At 44.6% G+C, this 20,691-nt stretch carries 10 protein-coding genes and 2 pseudogenes; 2 read left to right on the forward strand and 10 right to left on the reverse strand.

What is annotated here, in order from left to right:
- Positions 1-118: 118 nt before the first annotated feature.
- From spo0A to DXA13_RS22310, 5 genes and pseudogenes are all read right to left on the reverse strand, one after another.
- Positions 119-922 (reverse strand): sporulation transcription factor Spo0A, encoded by an 804-nt coding sequence (gene spo0A / locus DXA13_RS03235; RefSeq protein WP_118241909.1) that lies wholly within the window; start codon positions 920-922, stop codon positions 119-121.
- 305 nt (positions 923-1,227) lie between these two features.
- A complete protein-coding gene (locus DXA13_RS03240) occupies positions 1,228-2,679 on the reverse strand; it encodes a DHHW family protein (RefSeq protein WP_118241910.1) in 1,452 nt (483 codons plus the stop codon).
- A gap of 11 nt (positions 2,680-2,690) precedes the next feature.
- A complete protein-coding gene (locus tag DXA13_RS03245; RefSeq protein WP_118241911.1) occupies positions 2,691-4,127 on the reverse strand; it encodes an MBOAT family O-acyltransferase in 1,437 nt (478 codons plus the stop codon).
- A gap of 419 nt (positions 4,128-4,546) precedes the next feature.
- The gene (locus tag DXA13_RS22305; RefSeq protein WP_347559683.1) at positions 4,547-7,000 is read right to left on the reverse strand and encodes a condensation domain-containing protein; all 2,454 of its coding nucleotides are present in this window, start codon (positions 6,998-7,000) and stop codon (positions 4,547-4,549) included.
- Positions 6,998-7,984: pseudogene (locus DXA13_RS22310) on the reverse strand (AMP-binding protein); the annotation flags it as partial. The gene DXA13_RS22305 and the pseudogene DXA13_RS22310, both read right to left, overlap by 3 nt.
- 586 nt (positions 7,985-8,570) lie before the next feature.
- On the opposite strand from DXA13_RS22310, the gene DXA13_RS03255 reads away from it, so the two are divergent.
- Both DXA13_RS03255 and DXA13_RS03260 read left to right on the forward strand, forming a co-directional pair.
- A complete protein-coding gene (locus DXA13_RS03255; protein WP_347559671.1) occupies positions 8,571-9,008 on the forward strand; it encodes a TetR/AcrR family transcriptional regulator in 438 nt (145 codons plus the stop codon).
- A gap of 56 nt (positions 9,009-9,064) precedes the next feature.
- A pseudogene (locus tag DXA13_RS03260) lies at positions 9,065-9,855 on the forward strand (methyltransferase domain-containing protein).
- A gap of 424 nt (positions 9,856-10,279) precedes the next feature.
- Here the strand turns inward: DXA13_RS03260 and DXA13_RS03275 are convergent.
- From DXA13_RS03275 to DXA13_RS21450, 5 genes are read right to left on the reverse strand one after another with little or no spacing between them, the layout of a single operon-like run.
- The gene (locus tag DXA13_RS03275; protein ID WP_118241915.1) at positions 10,280-11,746 is read right to left on the reverse strand and encodes an RNA-binding domain-containing protein; all 1,467 of its coding nucleotides are present in this window, start codon (positions 11,744-11,746) and stop codon (positions 10,280-10,282) included.
- A gap of 51 nt (positions 11,747-11,797) precedes the next feature.
- Entirely contained in the window at positions 11,798-12,100 is a 303-nt protein-coding gene (locus DXA13_RS03280) for a hypothetical protein (RefSeq protein WP_118241916.1), read from the reverse strand.
- A 19-nt stretch (positions 12,101-12,119) separates the two neighbouring features.
- Positions 12,120-14,216, reverse strand: coding sequence for a UvrD-helicase domain-containing protein (locus DXA13_RS03285; protein ID WP_118241917.1), 2,097 nt, complete (start codon positions 14,214-14,216; stop codon positions 12,120-12,122).
- Positions 14,213-18,913 (reverse strand): Zn-binding domain-containing protein, encoded by a 4,701-nt coding sequence (locus DXA13_RS03290; RefSeq protein ID WP_243008944.1) that lies wholly within the window; start codon positions 18,911-18,913, stop codon positions 14,213-14,215. Before DXA13_RS03290 ends, DXA13_RS03285 begins: the two co-directional genes overlap by 4 nt.
- Positions 18,914-18,960: 47 nt before the next feature.
- Positions 18,961-20,583 carry a DEAD/DEAH box helicase gene (locus tag DXA13_RS21450; protein ID WP_243008945.1) on the reverse strand — a complete coding sequence of 541 codons (1,623 nt, stop codon included), beginning with the start codon at positions 20,581-20,583 and terminating at the stop codon, positions 18,961-18,963.
- Positions 20,584-20,691: the final 108 nt, after the last annotated feature.

Below are 20,691 nucleotides of genomic sequence, written 5' to 3' on the forward strand. Positions count from 1 at the left end.
CTTATTTATGAGCAGTTCTCTCCCATCATTCCTGATTTCGGTCAGCGTGCAGGGAGCCTTCTGCAAAAAGAAAAGGATCGCCGCCGTTTTATCACGCACCGCAGCAATCCTTATTCTGTCAGATTCTTTTATAATCCAGTCTGATCTTATCCGCAATTAAAGCTATAAATTCCGAGTTTGTAGGTTTTCCTTTTCCATTGCTCACCGTATATCCGAAAATCTCGTTGATAGTATCCATCTTACCCCGGCTCCATGCTACTTCAATCGCATGGCGGATGGCACGTTCTACACGGCTCGGAGTCGTCTGGTGGCGCTTGGCAATCGTAGGATAGAGGATTTTTGTAACCGACGTCAGCATATCCTGTTCTTCTACAGAAATTCCAATGGCATCTCTTAAATATTGATAACCTTTAATATGAGCCGGAATGCCGATCTCATGAAGCATCTGAGTTACGTCATGTTCTAAGTTCTGCTCTATGTATTCTTCCTTGTTGATATACGGTTTTACCTTCCTCGTACCGCCCATGGAAAGTACCTTTTGACGACCCATTCCGACACGTCTCACCTTATCAACAATAACCTCTTTGTTGAAGGGCTTCATGATGTAATAATTGGCTCCTTTACTGAAAGCTTCTTCCGTAATATTCTCGCTTCCGGCTGCCGTAACCATGATAAACGACGGCGTTTTCGGCAGTTCTTTATTCTTTTTCACCTTCTCCATAACAGAAATTCCGTCCAGTCTCGGCATAATAATATCGAGCAAAACCACGTCAGGATTCGTTTTTACGATCATATTATAGGCTTCTTCCCCATTTTCTGCCTTTCCAACTACATGGAAACCATCTTCCCCCTCAAGTATATCGCCAAGCAGACGCAAAGTCTGTGGATTATCATCAGCAATCGCAATATTTAATTCTCCCATTTTTCTTTCCTCCTCTTTTTTCCTTTTCGTACCTGTATTATAGACTTCATTTTTCTTATCTTGCAACGATATTCAACCGCAAGTTTCGACAAATTTGCCCGGCATCTTACTTCTATCCCATATATTGTGATGAAGGGTCATTTTTCCCACAACTTCTGTAAAATCCGCTTCAAAATCCGCCAAAAAGTAAAGAGTCTGACAAGTCAGACTCTCATTTTACAGAAAGCCATCTTGTGACACAATTCTCTATCTGATGGCATACAAACTCACAACTATCATTTTTGTCGGAAATGAAAGACTTTTCATCACTGGTTCAAAAGCGCCTGGATCTGAAGCGGTTTTTTAACGCTGAGCACGTCTGCGTTATTGATGAAAATCACATCCTGAACATTGTTTTCTTTTACAAAATTGACAAGATTCTTTTTGTAATACCGGTAATCGATAACATGCACCGTCTGATAATGGTCTACAAGGAACGGAACAAACGCATTTCCAAAAGATTCCTTAATTACGACACAGGAAGAGCCGTCCGTAATGACTGGATTGTCGATTCTGGAATATGGATTGTCTCCGCCGATAAAGCAGCTGTACTTTACACCTGGCGCATATTTGCTGACATCATTGATAATTTTCCACTTCCGTTCCTCTCCGCTCTTCTCAACAAACATCATGTTGTTCGTGCTGCTGGGTACGTAAGCCTCAATGTCATCCGGATTATTTTTCAAAACCTCGGACTGGTTGCTGAATGCATAAAAGCTTCCTACAAAGTGTTCAAATACCACTTTCTCATACTCGTCCAGGCTCTTTGGCTCGATTCCCTTGGCCGCGGCAAATTCTTTGTATGCGTAGTACGCGCCCAATGCCGTCCAGTGGTGGTCCGTATTATAGTAAATATACTCTGCGTTATGTTTTTTCAGCGTATCGAAAATAGATACCTTTTTCACGGAATTGTCGATCTGACCGTATACGTAGTCGAACGCCTTGTCCTGTGGAGAGCTCTTTAACGACTTCTGAATCTCCTCGTCCAGGCATACGCTTACAGCAGTCGGTACCAGCATGTCGTAAACCGTTGCTACGCCCTGGAATTTTTGGGCTGCCTCATTGATCACAGAAGCATAGAGATCAGCGCCCTCTCTGCTGAAGTAGTAGAGTTCAAAGCCTCTTCCTTCCGCGATATAGACCGTTCCCGCCACCTCCGGTTCCGTATGAATGGTAGCGTCCTGAAGCTGTTCTTCCGTACTCTCCTCAGTTGGCTCTTCTGTCTCCTCTGTGGCTTCCGTAGCAGCCGCTTCTGCTGCATCCTCTCCGGACTCACTTTCAGCAGTCAAAGCGCCGCCCTGCTCCCCGCCTTCCGGAGACTGGTCCGGACCATCTGCTTTGCCTTCTGAAGGAATGACATCCGGAATATCATCTCCCACCGATGTGTTCCCGAATATCTGCTGCGTCTTGATCCCGTACAGTTCCTTCAGGCTGGAATTAGCCGTCAGAAGGGCTTCACGGAAAGGAAAGGTATCCGCATACCATGTAGAAATCTGGCTGAAATACTCCCCGTTCAGGAATGTTTCCAGCTGAAATTCCGGAAACTTCTCCAGTTCTCTTTTCTCCACTTCCGACACCTTCGGCCTGAGAGGCATAATAATTCCAATCACAAAGAATATAAACAGGCCCGCAGCAAACAGATATGCCGTCACGGCATCTCTGCGCCTCATAAGCCTTCGCTTTTTTAATTTCATCTGATAACTTCTCATATTTTTCATTCAACCTTCTTCTAAAACTGGAAATATAAAAACGGGTTATAACTGTTTCCAACAAGGGCCAGAATCGATAATCCCCAAAGGAATACCATGATGGCCACCTGACCGATATATACCGGATAAGGCATGCGGAAATTATAAGAATACCATTTCAGCAGCCATTCTTTTATCTTCTTAAACAGCGGTGTCACAGCAAGGAGTGCATAGATCATAAAGAAAATGTTATTTTTCAGCACAATTTCTGTCTGAATGTCCATTACTCCATTGCCGTTCAGGCCAAACATACCCTTTATGATTACCGCAACATTGCCCAGGTTCTCAGAACGGAACAGAATCCACCCGAAATAAATGACGATCAGGGCATAAACATGACCGAAAAAGGATGGTATTTTCTCCAGAACTCTGCCCAGAAATGCCCGCTCGATCAGCAGGAAAACGAAGAAATACAATCCCCAGAGAACATAATTCCAGCTGGCTCCATGCCAGAAGCCGGTCAGGAGCCAGACCACAAACAGGTTTCTGACGTTCTTTAAAAGGCTGCAGCGGCTTCCTCCCAACGGGATATATACATAATCCCTGAAAAAGCTGCTCAAAGTCATGTGCCATCTTCTCCAGAAGTCTTTAATGGATACTGCCGTATATGGATAATTGAAGTTTTCTTCGTAGTGAAGGCCGATCATCTGCCCCATTCCGATTGCCATATCCGAATAGGCAGAAAAATCCAGATAAATCTGGAACATGTACATGAGTACTCCCACCCACAGACCTGCTGCTGGAATCTTCGCCAGCTCTCCTGCCGCTACCGGAAGAAGGGCATCCGCGATACTTGCACAGCTGTTGGCCAGCACAGCTTTCTTTGCCAGTCCGATAAAAAAACGGCGTATTCCTGATCCTACTCCGGAAAGCCTGACGGAACGGTCTTCCAGCTCCTTTGCAACGTATTCATAGCGCACGATCGGACCGGCGATGCACTGATGGAACAGTCCGGCATACAGAAGAAGCATCCAGTACTTTTTCTGCGCCTCCACTTCTCCACGGTAGACGTCCACCACATAAGAAATGAGCTGAAAGGTGTAAAAAGAAATACCGATCGGAAGAACAATCTGAGGCACGACTGCCGGAACGTGAAATACTGCCTGCACATTTCCCAAAAGAAAGGTCAGGTATTTAAAAATTCCGAGTACGATGACAAGGCCTGCACAGCCGGCGGCCATCCACTGCTTTTTCCTTTTCTCGTCTTCTCTGTTCTGCTCAATCTGTACGGCCGATCCCCACGCGATAAATACCATGCCGATCAGCAGGATCAGATAGCGCGGTCCGCCCCATGAATAAAAGATCAGCGAAAAGATGAGCATCTCTATATTTTTTGCCTTTATGTTCGGCATAAAACGGTACAAAATCAGGTTCAAAGGTAAAAAAAACAGTACAAAAAACAGACTAGAAAAAACCATATGTATTATCCCCTTATCTATCAGAACGCCCTCTTCGGGCCGTCAGTATTCTTTCTTTCTTCACTCCGTGCTTTCACTGTCCTGTCAATTCATGGCGGTATGCCTTTTTTCGACAAAAAGCACTCCTACCTATTATACACAACACGCCCCTATGTTTCCAACTCTTTTTTTACGAAATTCCTGCATTTTTTTCCATAATCTTTATATAAAGTTACCTTATTTTCCCTGCTTCTTTTAAAACGTCGAAAAAAGAGGCGGACTGAACGAATTTTCATCCGTTTCAGAAGCCTCTTTTTTTACTTATTGTATGATATCTGATATTTTTTCTCTGTCGAAAATCGGCAGCAAAATAAGAAGCTGTCGGTGTTCGGTCCTCCCTTACTGCATGTCGATTCCCTTAAATCGTATTTCTCCAGGAATCAGCTGATTTTCACAGTGGACGGCAAGATATGCCTCAGTTTTTCCATATCCGGTTCCTTTGTCCCATAAATCTCCGCTGTCAGCACTAGCTTATTCTCTTCTGCATATCTGATATATGCTTCTGCCGACCGGATTCCCTCATATTCGCAGAGAACATGCTCCAGCTTATGAAGATTCAGGAAGAAACGGCCTGCAATCCCTTCCGACATGACCGTCCTGCCCCCATTTTCGATCATATCGATGGAACCGTCGGGAAGAATACGGGCAGTCCGCCCAGTTTGATAGAGTACGCCTTTACCATAGGGATTCGTAATTTTATCCATCCATCCCTTCGTCTCATAGTCCATAATATAAAGATTTCCCCAGCCTCCGTACGGCTGCTTGCGGCAGTTCTCATCCAGAATATATGCTTTTACCTTCGTATCTGCATCGACATTTCCAATCAGTTCGCAGCCGGCTTCCTTATTAACGGTTCCAGCCGCAATAAAATAATGTTTGGGAAACATCGTCTCCGGCAGATGCTTTTTCAGTTTGCGCACGGATGGTTCGTCCAGCATGGCTTCCAGAATCACCTCCAGACAGGTCATAAATATGTCAAGCTGCTGTTTATCAAATCTGTTTTCCCAGTAGCGAAGCTCGTAATAGTATCCTCTTGTATCCGCCATCACCTGCAGATGGAATGGCAGGGAATCCAGCTGCATTTTCATCCGCTCTGCCGGCGCGCCTCCAATCTCATCGATGTTCAGAATATCTCCCTGGTACTGAAAGAACATTTCATCTGCATGCAGCGTGGAGATATAGCAGCGCATCGTATTCATAATCTGCTTTCCATGCTTTTTCAGCAGGTGAGGGACCGTTTCATGGGCTGCATTTGTATACCTGAAATAATAAGTCAAAAAAAGGGGACCGGCCAGCCTGTTCCATCGGCTGTCCGTTCTGCCGCTGTGAATGCTGGTGCTCACCGTATCCTTTTCATTGCTGAAAATACTGATACAGTAATTAAAAGCGGTCAAAAACATGACATTTTCTGAAACGCCGTTTTTGCGGCAGAACGCCGTTACCTTTTTCTTATTCAGGCTGTCAAAACGCTTTTTTATAGCTGCATTCCGGCCCTGCTGCAGGTCATGGCAGTCCTTGCGTGTCAGAATGCTCTTCCTGATTTTAAAGTCCTTCATCAGATTTTGAAAATACTGCTCATTTTCTGTGCGAAGTCCCCTTGCATCCCGGTCTTTTTCATCCAGGATATACTCATAAAACGTATATGTTTCTTTTTCTACGGTTCTTCCGCGGTAGAGGTCATTAAGATCTTCGAACAGGATGTTCATGGTCATGCCGTCTCCCATAATGTGAGCAATGTCCAGGAAGAAATAATTGTGGGAATCTGTCTCGTAGATCCCTCCGTGGTAGAGAGGTTCATTTTCCCCGTACATGTAAGGCCTGATCAGCCTCTTTTGCGTTTCCTCCCACTCCGGACCGCTCAAGTTTACGATTGGTATCTCTACTTTCCGTTCATCATCACGAAAATTCTTATACACGCCCTGATCCTGCTGTATAATGTCTTTCAACCCAGGATGGACATCGAATAAATCTTCCGCCGCCTTTTTCAGGCGCAGAAGGTCTACGCTTTTGTCCAGGCGGAACAGAAACGGCAGATTGGCCGTTGTGTTTCCCCGCATTACATACGCAAAGAAAAGCTGGAGATTCGTAAGAGGATAGACGTCTCTCACCGTAAAATCCACCTGTTCTTTCTTCCTGCTCTCAACTGCGAACCCTTCCAGCCTCCGAACGGTCGTATATACCATAAGATCATTCAATGTCATGGAGATATTCAGTCTGTCATAAAGGCTGGTCAGGAGCAGCACGCTGCCGAGAGAGTCCATTCCTGCTTCATAGATATCCGTATCAATGCCGAACCGGCGGTGTCCCAGCACCTTTGCAATGCACTCATAGATTTCTGCCTGCAGCTCATTTTCCGGACGATGCACGCTGGCAAGCTGCTCCTCTTCCATTTTTCTTTGGCTGAAATAGGCCGTTCGAATGATTTTTTTGGATGAAGTTTTCTCAAATGGATTTTCTCTCACCCTGCATTTCATGATTCGTTTATATGTAGGAAGATCCTGATTATGGCTTTTTATAATTTCATTCACCGCCGATTCTATATCCGCAATTTCAGCCGCTTCTGCAAATTTAAAATTTGGATAAACTTCAGCCGAGATGGTATCTTCATCTCCAAACACCAGAATATCTTCGATCAGCTGCTCATCCTCAAACATATTTTCCAGCTGCTCCGGCGCTACGTTTTCTCCATTACTAAGTATGATCAGATTCTTTTTCCGGCCTGTGAGATAGAGGAAATTTTCTTCATCTACATATCCGATATCACCGGTACGGAGCCAACCGTCTTCCGTCATCACTTCCGCCGTTTTGTCCGGTTCCTTATAGTATCCCATCATAACGGAAGGGCTTTTTACCTGAATCTCTCCATCTGCGATCCGCACTTTGCAGCGGTCTACAATTTTACCAACTGACGAAACCTTATCCGGCCTTGTCCAGTCAGGAGAGGATATTTTCGGCGAACATTCCGACATCCCATACCCCTGGGCAATGGCAATACCAAGCCTGCTGTAATTGTCCGCCAGTTCCGGTGCCAGATATCCGCCTCCACTGATGATCTTATGAAGGCGTTTCCCAAGCACAGCATCCATAATTTCACGGATCGGGCGCTCCGGTTCCTGCTTCATCATGATGGAAATCCTGTTATAAAGCGCCTTTGCTACCATGGGAACCATACGGATCACTGTCGGCTGGAATAACTGGATATGGGCAGCCAGCTTGGCCATGTCCCGGTTCAGACAGAGCATGCTCCCATAGCGCATGGCAAGAAAAACATCTCCATTTAAGCAGAACACGTGATGAATAGGCAGGATATTCAGATAAATTTCTTTTTCGGGATGGTCGGTGTCAGTAGTACAGAATGTATTGTCGATCAGATTTTCATGAGAGAGCATGACTCCCTTTCCTCTTCCTGTTGTTCCTGAGGTAAAAAGAATCATGGCGCAGTCTTTTTCAGATATGTATGCGTTTGACGCCTTTCCGGCGTATGCCTTTAAAATGTTGTCGGAACAGGGTGCGTGCTTTCCGTGCTGAAGAGATATGCAGTCTGTAACAGCAGGGCACCTTTCTTCGGCTCCTTCAGCAAGCGCCCGATGCTCCCAGTCGTAAAACAGGATGTCCACATCGGAGCGGTTCAGGCAGTCGCAGAAGGTTTCCATGTCCATCTGCACATCCAGTGGGATTCCCACATTGCCGTTGCTCATCGCACCCAGAAGCACAGCGAGATAGTGATGGCTGCTGCTTCCCATCAGTCCGATCTTTACCTTATGGCCCGCTTTTTTATCCTGTTCCTTCACCCAGGCGGCGACCGCACTGCATTCTTCTGCAAATTCCCTGAGGTTACATCATACATTACATCATTATCCTCATAACGTAAAAAAATGCGTTCTCCATGTTTCCTACCTGCATGCAGCACCAGGTCACGGATGGTCTTTGTGTTCTGATAAGTTATCATATTTTCTCCTCTTATATCGGCAGGTACAAAGAACATTACCTGATTCACAATATAGCACATCTGGTTTTCGGGCGCAATCGAAGATTAATCGACTTTTTGTTTAAAATCAAAATGATGGCTTATATGTTTCGGCACTGGTCAATTGTGCTGCGTACAAAAACCACTATCATTTCTTTAAAGTAATCGAATCCCTTCATTTCCAAAAAACACCTGGAAGAAATTTTCTTGACATCTTCTTCTCATTGTGTAACAATAGTTATGCAACATATGTAATTTATTAATTTCTTTATAAGGAGCCCCTCTGTATGCCGCCTAAAGCAAAAATAACAAAAGAAATGATTTTGAATACAGTACTTAATATTACAAGAGAAACAGGATTTGAAACAGTAAATGCCAGAAGTATTGCAGGGAAATTGCAATGTTCCACCCGGCCGATCTTTACTTGTTATGAAAACATGGATGAGTTAAAAAAAGACTTTCTTGCTTTTGCATATGAATACTATGAGCAGTATGTCGCTGATTATCAGAATCGTGTGATGGTCAGCCCCCTGCTGACCGATCCTCTTTCCTATATAGACTTTGCTCAGAAAGAAACTCATTTATTTAAACTGATCTTTATAAACGATATGGATTTAAATATGACAGAAGCAAAGGATTTTTACCGAGAAACCGACAATGAAGAAAAGGCCAGAACATTTTCAGAAACCATTGGAGTAGAATGCGAACAGGGAAAATCTATTTTTTTAGACTTATTCCTCTATACTCATGGAATAGCCTCTTTGGCAGCTACTAAAAAAATCACATTAGACAGAAGCAGCGCTGAAAAAATGATCATCAACATATTATCGGCTTTTATCAGGCAGGTAAAACCGGACTGGAATTTACCAGTATAAGTCTATCTATTGTTTCCTAATTTCCGATTACAAACCAGTTGAAGGAGGATTATCATATGAAAACAAACCAGTATTTAATCGACTTTTACAGCAGTTTTAACGAGGATAGCCGGCTTGCGCCAAAGCATGGATCAGTAGAGTTTCTTACCACAATGCGTTATATTGAAAAGTATGCAAAACCAGACAGCCATATGCTGGAAATCGGCGCTGGAACCGGCCGGTATTCTCACGCCTGGCACGCCAGGGATATACGGTTGATGCGGTGGAGCTGGTTGAACATAATATAGAAATCTTCCGTCAGAATACGCAGTCCGATGAGCGTATCTCGATTATCCAGGGCAATGCTTTGGACTTATCCGACTTCCCAGACAATCAATATGACATTACGCTGCTGTTAGGACCGCTGTATCACCTTTACAGCACAGAAGACAAACGCCAGGCTCTGGCCGAAGCAATTCGTGTAACAAAACGCGGCGGAGTGATCTTTGCCGCATATGTCATATCCGACGGCTGCCTTCTCGATGAAGGTTTCCGCCGCGGTAATATCAATGTGGCGGAATATATCAAAAATGGCCTGCTTGATTCTGAAACCTTCGCCGCCAAATCCGAACCCAAGGACTTATTTGAGCTTGTCCGCAAAGAAGACATCGACGATTTAATGGCCGTATTTCCAGTCGTCCGGCTGCATTACATCGCGGCAGACGGATGCGCCTTATTTATGCGTGAGGCTGTCGATGCAATGAGTGACGATGAATTTCAATTGTATTTAAAATACCATTATGCGGTCTGTGAAAGGGCAGATATGACCGGAATTACGAGCCATGCGGTCGATATATTCAGGAAATAACTAGCAGGCTTGAAACGCTTCCCACTACTCCGACCGGACATGTTTTCAATAAATATCCCGTAGCCTTTGGTTGAGTCCTGTATGAACACATGGGTCACCGCCCCAACCAGCTTCCCATCCTGGATGATTGGCGATCCTGACACGATTGAGTCAAGTAAGGGACAACATTGATATCTTCAATTTTCAAACTGCCAAAAACCATTCCGAGAGAAGTCACTTCTACACGGTCATCATATACAGCCACCTGAATGCTGGACGGATGGAGATAGCTACGATGTTATGCAAAGTTAGTTCCGAATCCCCCAGAATAAAGGAATCCGAAACTTTTTACTTTTTTCGGTCTGACAGGCACTTTCTAAAATGGCACGGAAAGCACACCTGTGCATTCTTCTCATGCTCGCGGTTGCCCTATCCCTTAACCAAATCATGGGGTTGAATGACCTTCCTTTTTTGTAATCTTCCAATATCCCTTTCGATTGGAACCTATTCTCTCAATCATACCATTATCCTGCAACGCTTTCATAAGACGCTTAACAGACATCAGAGATATTTGTAGTTTATCCTTCAATTCTGACTGCGTAATTGACGGTTCCTCTGTGATAATCGCAAGAGTTTTCGCCATATTGACTTCAAGGAAATCTCTCCGATTGGTTTCTCGTTTGGTTTCTTGATTAGTTTCTCGTTTGGTTTCTGGGCCAATTCCCATATCAAATGAGTAATCATTATCCAACGGCACAACAATTCGGAACACATCACCGTCTTCAAACACAGGGTCTTTTCCAGAATAGAACTTTGTATATTTGAATAGCTTATGCACACCAGAGCCTAATCTGTCTGCTCTGCCAATATTTCTGAAGAAAGAAGCAATCAATGGATTCTTTGGATTTGGCTCCAGATTTTCCGGTGTAATGAATCCATTGCCCGCAGCTCTGCTTGCATTTTCCGTATACATCTGGTCTTTCTTTATCACCAGCTTCGCCGCATAAGAACTCGTGTATTCGCGATGCATAAGCGTATTGCTGACAATCTCTCTGGCAATGATATTTCTAAGACTGACTCTGTTTTCATCTTCCAGAAAGAACTTATCCGGTAAATGCTTTTTAATAAAATCCATAAGAAGGTCGAAGCTCTCGATTAGATTGGTTCGGACAATCTCACGGTCATCGTAGCGATCCACATTTACTTTTCTCACCAATGCATCTGTTTCATAAGCAGGGCAGACATTTTGAATCACTTCATCTTTTCCTAACAATAAAATCGCAGCCAGATTATAACCAGACTCTCCCGTTGCCACATCCCTTCCATACAGGCCGGCACTTCTCAGCAATTCTTCGTCCGTCATATTCTCCCACGGATGGCTACCGCCGGCATGATTTACGGCCATCTGCCTGATTCGTGGAAGCAAGTCTGTTCTCAAATCATCAATCGCAGCATACGGATAAATCTTTCGTTCGGTAAAAATACTCTGTTTACGAATATACATCTGTGCAATCTGTGTCGTCGCTGTAACTTTTACATCTGCATCATTTACCCGGTCATAAATAACCTTCTTATAGCTGTGAACCTCTGCACTCGGCGGCACGTGGACATGAATAATCGTATGCCCTTCATATTCCAATATCTCTGGAGACAGATAAATTGTTGGAGTAAACAGGGCCGGGTTACTAATAACGGTGATGAAATTCTTCACCATGTCGGGTGCAGCTTTCGGTGGAACGCCATTGACCGTTCCGTTATTCAATACTCCCATAAATATATCTCCACCAAAGCGATTCAAAAAGGAGCATACACTCTCATAAGTATCTGATTCTATACCATTCCCGCAACGTTTGAACTCTACAGCGACTGTTTCGCCAATTTTCAATATTGTTTTTAGGGCTTTGGAATCCACAGGATACACCTCCTTCAAAATAGTTTATCCACATTTCAACAGTCTTATTTCTTATAACAACACAATCATTCTATCAGCAACCAGCTGCACTCGTCCAGTTTCACACCCGCTCCCAAAAGAGCCATCACAAAGGTGAACCTCACGGAGCAGCATTGTCAACAAGACTGCACAAAACTCATAGTCTGCTTCTGGAAGTCTTTTCAGCTCCTCATCGCAGTTAATCAGTTCGGTAATCATGTAATCATCGCAATTTGTTATCAAATCTCCCAGCTGTTCAAGAGTCTTATAGTACACCGTTTCCCGAAAGTTACAGTTTGCATTGAGCTGTTCGAGAAGCTGTTTCTTTTTCTGCATTTGTCATAGTAATGTTTCCTTAACACAAAAACTCCGACTCTCTACCATAGCTTGTGATATATGCGCCTTTCTGTGCACGAGTAAGTGCCACATAAAGCAGACATTTCTCCGATGTAATAGATTCCGCTTCAGAAACGGCATCCGTTTTGTTAATAGCAGATGCCAATGGAACAATGCGGCTATTTACGGCTGTAACAAATACATATTTGAACTCCAGGCCCTTTACACGGTGCATCGTGGCAATACGCAGGCCATCGAAGCTACGGTCGTCACTTTTGTTTCGTTTGATTACATAAGAACGAATGCCAGCTTTGGTAAACTGAGCGATATAATCATCCACCAGCTTTTTCGTTCTGGCAACCATACAAATATCTTTAAGTGCAACGCCATTGCTCCTAAGTCGAGTTACCTCGCCCAGCAGATATTCAAACTCTGCACTGGCATCCTTAAATTTTTCCACTACTGGCTTTTCACCGTGGGTCAATGATTGACACCTATCGCCCAAATCCGTATCTTCATCAAGATCATCAAACGCTATACCATTCAAAAGTGCAAACGCATATTGGCGGGTTTCTTCTGTGGTACGGTAATTAATTTTCAAAATGCTGCTGCGCCCCCGAACATTGATACCACACTTAGATAATGTTGGGTGGTTTCGATATATTCTTTGGTGCGAATCACCAACAATGAAAATATCATTGGAATGTTCTTCACCAGCTAACGCACGCAAAAGCCGGTACGCATTATCACTGAAGTCCTGGCCTTCATCAACAATAATATTTGTATATCTGGGTCTGCCCGCTGCGGCAGCAAGAAGCTTGGTGCTTTCGTACATAGCGGTGTTAATATCTCGTATCTGATTTTCTTTCATCAGGTTCTGATAAATTTCAAATACTTTCCAGACCATCATACGCTTTTTACGGTCAAGACGAGTTCCACGGCCATTGCGAGTTGCCTTTACATATTTTTCGAGAGTAAGGGCTTCCTGTGCAATTACAATACGATTCCATTCTTCTTCGTAAAACGCCTTATCAAAAGGTAAATTAACATTAGCAAGCAAGACAGCCTTTTCCCACAGTGGTTCAATTTCCTCATCATATCCGATCTGAGCGGTAAACCCAGACACTTTCAGGAACTGATTGACCCAGGCATCAAGATGAATCACTTCAATTTTTCTAAGTTCTTCCATTGAACAAATTTTACGGAGATTCTCTCGAATATCAGCCGCCAAATTTGCCGTATATGTTGTAAACAAAATTCGTTGTTGCCCTGTTAATGTAGAAGCCAAATGCTTTGCCCTGTGCATGGCAACAACTGTTTTCCCTGTACCAGCACCACCAAGTATACGAACTGCCCCGGAATAGTTCTTACAGACGATTTTACGCTGTGTAGGGTGGAGAAATACACGCCACTTTTCAAGCGGTTCTGCCATAATTCTACGAAGTTCATCTTCACCATCAATAACGACAAAAGATTTTAATGTTGATGGCGTATCTAATGCTGCCGCCAAATCTTCATTGGTTTCAGCTGTTGACTGTTCTTCCTCCGCCAGTTCCAACACTTCAGCGATATCGAAGCCTTCTACAATCCAGGAAAGATATTCATAGACATCATGTGGAATAGACGGTTCTGCTTTGTAGAACTTATCTTTGTCCGAAAAAGCCCGTACATACTTAAGCTGTGCTTCTGGCACTCCAAGTTTCAGCAAGTCCTCATCCGTTGCTTTTACAAACAGTGAGGGGTTCGCAGGCGTTCTTATTTCCTCGGTAACACTCTTTACGTCAAACACTTGGATTGCACCGGTTTTATGGTTCACTTCACACCGCTTATTTGCAGCCCATTGATATGCTTCATCGTGGTGATCCACCCATAAGAGCAGATAAACACCTGTTTCCGGTTGACGAACCACAATACCACGGTAGGTATCATCAATGCGTACAGAATAAATCTTCTTATCCAGCCCGGAAGAAATCTTTTCGTAGTAAATGCCTGATGAAGTTGGGTCATTACGGAATTTATTGACAAATTCCGTCACCTTCCCTTGTATCTGCCTTGGCAGCTTTGCAAAAGCAGTCAAAAAGTCAGAAGAAATTGCAACTTTTAATTTTTCTGTCATTCGTTATCACCTCCTACGATAGAGTCTGCCGGTGGCAGACTCTCCTGCTCGCTTTGGCGAAACAGGTTGACTGCATCAGCAGCATCAAACAAGCCAATTATTGTCCACCCCATTGTTTCTAATTTTTCTTTGTCACCGATTTGTTCTTCGGTTATGAACCCAATCTTTTTGTCAGGCCATGCAATCTCAACCGTTGCAACAACCTCTCCGTCATCGCCTTCTACTTCATAACCAATATCATCTTCATTCGGCACAGGAATAACAAGACTCTTAACTGTATCCACAAAAGCTTTAGCTTCATCATCAAACAGCAATTCTCTGATTGCCTCCCATGCTCCGTTGCCAACTGTATCAGCGCTTGTTACGGTATCAATATCAGAATTGAATGTCACCGGAAGTGCAAGATAATCCATTTGTGTCACGCCCGTAGAGGAAACAGCAATGAATTCCCTGGCAAACTGCATGACATTGTAAAATTGCCAAAGCCCATTCCACTCGGCTTCATATTTATCAGTGCGCTTATCCTTTTCATCACTCAGAACCGCACAAACAGCAACCGCACCATCTTTCTTTAATTCCGTTGCAATAATACCGGCATGGAACGCCAAATGAGCGTTGGAATTTCTTGGAATCCAGCTTCCATAAGCTGTTCCCGGAAAGACAAAGTCTGTGCTTGTAAAGTGTGTTTGCTCAATTACTGCGTCCATAATCGTTTTCCAATTGTTGAACGCCAGGCTATTGCCTATTAGTTTTGGCTCAAGTAGTGAAAGAGAATACGCATAAGCCTGCCCCTCAAAAATTTTTTCTGCATCTGGCAGTTTCAAATATGCAATCAGCAAATCAAAAGCCGATAGTTTTGCGGGTTCGATTACATCCACACCAGCTTTTTTGACAATGTTCTGGTACATGACTTTCCCATAAGGCATTTTCTCTGCTTCTAATGTTGCCGTAGCATAATCGCCTTGGGGAACAAACACATTCTGGACATCCCTGAAGCTCAAAGACCAAACTCGATAGTTTCCGCTTCTACGGATCGCTTCACGCTTAACCGTATCATCAGCTACAATATCTTTGTGATACAAGAATCCATCTGTGAAAACTGCCACCGATTTGTGATTCGGTGCTGACACAGGCCAGAACATGAAATCCGGTTTACAGGCAATCTTTACACCATCTGCGGCATCTAACAGCACCTGGGGTTCAATTTCCCAAGCCACATCGTCCACTTTGATATAATAGCTGTGCTTGCCATTACGAATGGTATCGCTGACATTAGCAGCACCCACCCTGGTACGCACTGCTTCCATGAAACGCTGTTCGAGTTCGCTGTCAAACAGCGGGTTTACAGGGATGTCGTTAATCTTATTTATCTTCTGTACATTATCTTTGCCAGATAGTATCGACTTCAAAATGCGAATTGCTGTACTTCTTGAAATGTTGCCGATTTGCTGGCTCTGACGGTATGCAAACAGGCAGTGATAACAGCCATCCTTTTGCGGATCGTCTTTGCAAGAACAGTTCTCCATCACATGAAGTGCCTTTTCAAAGATTTCAATTAAGGCATTCTTTTCGTGCATCAACTGTTTCAAATAGCCGGTGCCGCCCGGAACGGAATCATAGACAACCAAGTATTGTTTACGGTAATTGGCATCCGCTACCGGAACCTCACTTACCGTTGCTCGCAGATGGTCAACATTTCCAAAGTATTCTTTCATGCCCAGCATAAACGCCGCCACGAAAGACTCCATCTTTACCGTAGAGGAATCCATCGTCGTTGCAGGAACCAGCAGACGAAGAATTTCCGTGCTAAACTCACGATATAGGAACAGACACTCCTCATAGGCATCTGCCTGCATAATGGATGTCATTTTTCTTGTTTTACAGGCAAAGCTATGGTTTGGTTTCCCGTGTTCCGGTTGAATTTTTCCACAATACTTGCAAATTCGGAAACCTTTACGCACATCCTCCACGCCGGATACTGACAGTTTTTCGCCGGTCATATCACTTTCGCCAAAGTTTATTTCACGCAGCGTTGCCTTACGGACAAACTCATAACCAAATGGAAATTCCTCGTTATCCATTCGATAGGCACTGGAAATATCGTGGTCTTCATCCACGTCAACTAACAGCTGCTTACAGTAAAAGACATTGGAGCGTTCTTCCGTCTCATCATTAATCAAGCTCTTGGTATAATCCATGTTGGAGTACACCATCTGAACTTTCAGCATCGTGCGAACCTGACCGGCATCTGCCCAAGCAGGGCTGCCACACCGAGGGCAGGCAGAAGTGTTCTTGCCTGTTTCTTCAATCTGTGCATGGGAGCAATTCGGGCATAGACGCCACCTGGCTGTCTGCGCCGTAGTCACGTCAACCTGGTCAATCGTCAGCTTGCGGCCATCCGCATAAAAACTGTTATTTGGTGCGAACTCACTGATAGCCGATGAAGCAGACCGGCTATATTCATACACCATCTTCTCATACTTTTTCTTGCTGTCAGTCTGTATTGCCTGGTCATTCTCTTTGCGATACAGGATGGCACGGAGAATAATGCCTGCTTCCGGGAACGCATAGTTCGGCAACAATCCTTCATCGGATAGGAAGTTGAAGATGTTCTTTTTACCAAGCTCCTGCAGTACACCAAGCAGAGCTGCTTCTTCGCTTTTCAGGTCTTTGATTTCTTCATCATAAGAGCTGTCTTTTGGCTTTGCCTCCAGCTCCTTAATCATGCCTTTCAGTGCTTCCACACTGGTACGCAGTGCGTCCTGCTGCTTTTTCAAATCTTCAAAAGCATCCAGAATCTTCACATACATAGGACTATCGCCAGAACCTTTCCCACGCACAAAGTCCTGCAGTTCATCTCTGGAACTCTGGTCAAGGTATGCGGCAAACATCTGCATGAAAGAGTTCAGCTGTCTTGCCTGTGTACTCTGCACATAATCAAGGAAATTGAACGGAAATATATCCGCCGGGCGCTTGTCCAGTTTGTTCAAAATCACGCCGACTTTATCCGGGATTGCACCATCAGGAATCCCTTTTTTTACCCAAGAATCAAGGCAGAAGGCGACAAACTGCCTTTCCAACACAGCGGATGCACGAAGGAAGATTTTGGGCGGTGTTACATTACCGGCAATCATATCCAGCGGGTCAGCATAGAAATAGAGGTCATGTGGTCTCGCGTTTGCCACCGCCAATGTCAGGGCATTGCCATCCTTACGGCCGGCACGACCGGTTCTCTGCAAGAACTGGCTCTGTGCAGGCGGCATGCTGCAAAGGATAACCGTCGAAAGATCGCCAATATCAATACCCATTTCAAGCGTCGGGGTACAGGAAAGTACATTCGGGTCCCAAATCTCCTGGGTATCTTTCTCACGCTTAAAGTCGATTTCAAGCTGTTCACGGTCAGGACGCTCCAGCAAACCGGTGTGTTCTCTTGCATTGATACGAGCAAGGTTACCGGCACTGTATAACCGACCATAATAGTTAATCTCAGAAGATCGATATTCCTCCAGGAAGCCACCGCAGTTGGCTCTTTGGCAAGGCGCACCTTCCCAAAGCTCCGCATTAATGGCAGCAATAGCATAAAGGGAGCCGCAGCTTTCACAACGCATCTGAACCACATTGTCGGTAATGAACACACGCTCTTTGTTCAAACCATATACTTTATAATCCGCTGAAGAAGGCAGGGCAGCTACCACCTGCTGTTTTGTTGCTTCTTCCAAAATAAACTTGCTGATTGCACGAAAATTGCTTTCTTCAACCATTACCTCTGTGCAGCAAGATACAATCCAATCCACATACTTGTTGGCAGATGGCGCATCAAATTCAAGCGACTTTCTACCGCCGCCAATATGCTCGGCAATGAAACGAGGTGTATTACGACCAGACTGGCGGCCAGGCAGCCAGCGGTTTCTATCATTTGACAGCATATAGCCATTGCCGTTGCCAATCGTATATTCATCAAAAACGTGATCCTCAAACGCACCGTTGGTACGCATCAGGTTCAGATAGCCAAGCACCATGCGCTGGAAAGACTTGATGTTTTCCGTAGTCAATACACCAAGCTCATTAACAGTTCTTTCCTGCACGGCATCAGCAATCGCCACAACATCATCCTCGGCAAACGAGAGAACAGAACAGCTGGACTTTTCAAGGGTTCGTCCAATCTTACCAGCAAGTCCATACTCCAGCATGATTTCGTATTTGATACGCTGTTCCACTTCATAAACCAGAATCTGGGCTTGCCTGTCTGTGCCAAGCTTACGGTTCTTTACCATATCCTCATACGCATTTTTCCAGGTCATATTCGGTGCAATAAAGAAGCTGACAAACTGCTCCAGTGTCATGTGTTCATGCCAATACTTAATAAAATCGTTTTGGAAATCTGTCAGTGACAGTCCTGCGCCAGCTTCATTGCAATACTTCTGAATAGCGGTACGCAAGCCAAAACGCCAGGTGCGGGAATTAAAGAAACCTGCACGATGGGCAGCATCCTGCACATTATCCGAGAATGCCAGCGTTTTCTTATCATCATTAAACCGAGAAGCAAACATCTGAGATAGGCTTGCGCTGATTTCTGTTGCGCTTCGTAAACCCATCAGCGAAAGACCTCGGCGGCTGCCACAACAAGGGCAGACATACTGCTTATGATCTTTGGAACCGGATGTTTTAATCGGATTCGGAATTAACACATCCACCATTTTAGCACCGCAGCTTGGGCAATCGCCGGTGCCGTCTTCCCCCAACTTCACTTGTAGACAATCAGGCAAATTCTGCCCGGAATCATGCCGGCAATATGTTCCCTATGGGAATGAGGGAACAACATTACAATCTTATCGTCCGCACGGAAATAAAGGTTGTAGAACGCATCCAGATTGACCATCGTGGCATTGCTGCGCTCGTTGAGGATAGATACCCAGCCGGTAATACCGCAATCACGGCAGTTTACAACCGGCAGATATTGTTTTGCCTGCTGCTTATTCAAATCATTTGCAATCCCATAATTGATTTCATCTGGGTCAACTTTGGCAACCAAACGACGCAGCTCTCGCATCCATAACTGCACCTGAACGTTGAGAAATGGACGCAGCTTGCCCGCCTTTCCGGTACGAGCATGAGAGATTAACGCAAACAATGAGTTGATAAGAACAGTCGGGTCTTGCAGAGCTTTCAGTTCCGGATAATGGGCAGACAATTCTTCAGCTATTTTAGAAACCTGATAATACGTACCACCCGTCAGATTAAGTACCGCCTGCATGAAGCTGTGATGCACCAGTTCCTCACTAAGTTCCATTCTGCCTTCATCGCTCAGCGCATCAAGCGTAAAATTGGGGAACCAATCTTGTACTGCGTGGTTCAGATATGAAGACAGTTCATCCTCTGCTGCCAGCAAATCAAGTTCAGCCACCTGGTCGGCAGACGGCAAGGTGAACTCTGTAATCTCTTTGTCCTCAAAGAATTCCTGTGAACTCAAACGGTCTTCGGTAATCACCGCGTCTTTATCAAAGGGTTCGCCAAAGATTTCTGTAGCATACTCCAGTATATTGCCGTTATTGTCTTCAGAACCCATTGTTGCCGAAGTACCAATGCAGCACAAATATCCGTCATAGATTCCAAGACGGCGTTTCAAACGGCGAAGCAGACAAGCCAGATCGGTACCCTGTGCACCGTCAAAAGTATGCAATTCATCGACCGCAATATATTTCAGTGTTTCCGGGTCATTGTCCCGCCACAAAAGAGCATCTTTGGGGCGAACAAGCAGATAGTCGAGCATCTTATAGTTGGTCAGCAAAATATCCGGTGCGCTGTTCAGCATGGTTTCATGGTCCGTAATAACACCATGTTCACCCATCATACGGGCAGGGGTATGCTCTTGTCCTCCGACATACATACCAACAGTCACATTGCCACGCAGCTCATCGCTGCCATAGATGAGCTCGGCAATACGCTTTGCCTGGTCGGAGGCAAGGGCGTTCATCGGGTAAATAATCAACGCTTTGATACCACGCTCACCACGATGCTGATAGCAGTATTCCAGAATCGGATAAAGAAAACATTCCGTTTTACCGGAACCGGTGCCCGTTGCGACCAACGTAGATCTACCATCATCTCCGGTCAGTCGCTCAAATGCTTTCTGCTGATGAACATAAGGGAGGTAAGCAGGGTGGATTGCTTCAAAGCAAGTCGGCTTCTCATCTGCCACACGAAACGGCAGGCGCACAGCAACATAAGGCTCATGATAAACCGAGCCTTTCGTCGCAAGCATATTTTGAACCGAACCTTTAAACGGTTCGTTCGTCATTGGAAATGTGGTTTCTATGTAGTCCCCAATGCCTTTCTCTAATTGTTTTGCAAGTATGGATGGTAGCATACTGTTTCCTCCTATTGTTCGTCACCAGTTCTATTATCATATAGTGGTTTTTTACCAACTGCTCTCCACTACGGACATATCCTTTCAGAAAATCCGATAGAAATAAAG

The sequence above is a fragment of the Clostridium sp. AM58-1XD genome (genome assembly GCF_003464085.1).
Lineage (GTDB): Bacteria > Bacillota > Clostridia > Lachnospirales > Lachnospiraceae > Lachnoclostridium_A.

Bases quoted from the DNA above. Each gene is read 5' to 3' on its own strand.
- DXA13_RS03255 (WP_347559671.1), top strand. From the start codon at position 8,571: ATGGATGAGTTAAAAAAAGACTTTCTTGCTTTTGCATATGAATACTAT.
- spo0A (WP_118241909.1), bottom strand. From the start codon at position 922: ATGGGAGAATTAAATATTGCGATTGCTGATGATAATCCACAGACTTTG.
- DXA13_RS03245 (WP_118241911.1), bottom strand. From the start codon at position 4,127: ATGGTTTTTTCTAGTCTGTTTTTTGTACTGTTTTTTTTACCTTTGAAC.
- DXA13_RS03285 (WP_118241917.1), bottom strand. From the start codon at position 14,216: ATGACAGAAAAATTAAAAGTTGCAATTTCTTCTGACTTTTTGACTGCT.
- DXA13_RS21450 (WP_243008945.1), bottom strand. From the start codon at position 20,583: ATGCTACCATCCATACTTGCAAAACAATTAGAGAAAGGCATTGGGGAC.
- DXA13_RS03240 (WP_118241910.1), bottom strand. From the start codon at position 2,679: ATGAAAAATATGAGAAGTTATCAGATGAAATTAAAAAAGCGAAGGCTT.
- DXA13_RS22305 (WP_347559683.1), bottom strand. From the start codon at position 7,000: ATGATGGGATACTATAAGGAACCGGACAAAACGGCGGAAGTGATGACG.
- DXA13_RS03290 (WP_243008944.1), bottom strand. From the start codon at position 18,913: ATGGTGGATGTGTTAATTCCGAATCCGATTAAAACATCCGGTTCCAAA.
- DXA13_RS03280 (WP_118241916.1), bottom strand. From the start codon at position 12,100: ATGCAGAAAAAGAAACAGCTTCTCGAACAGCTCAATGCAAACTGTAAC.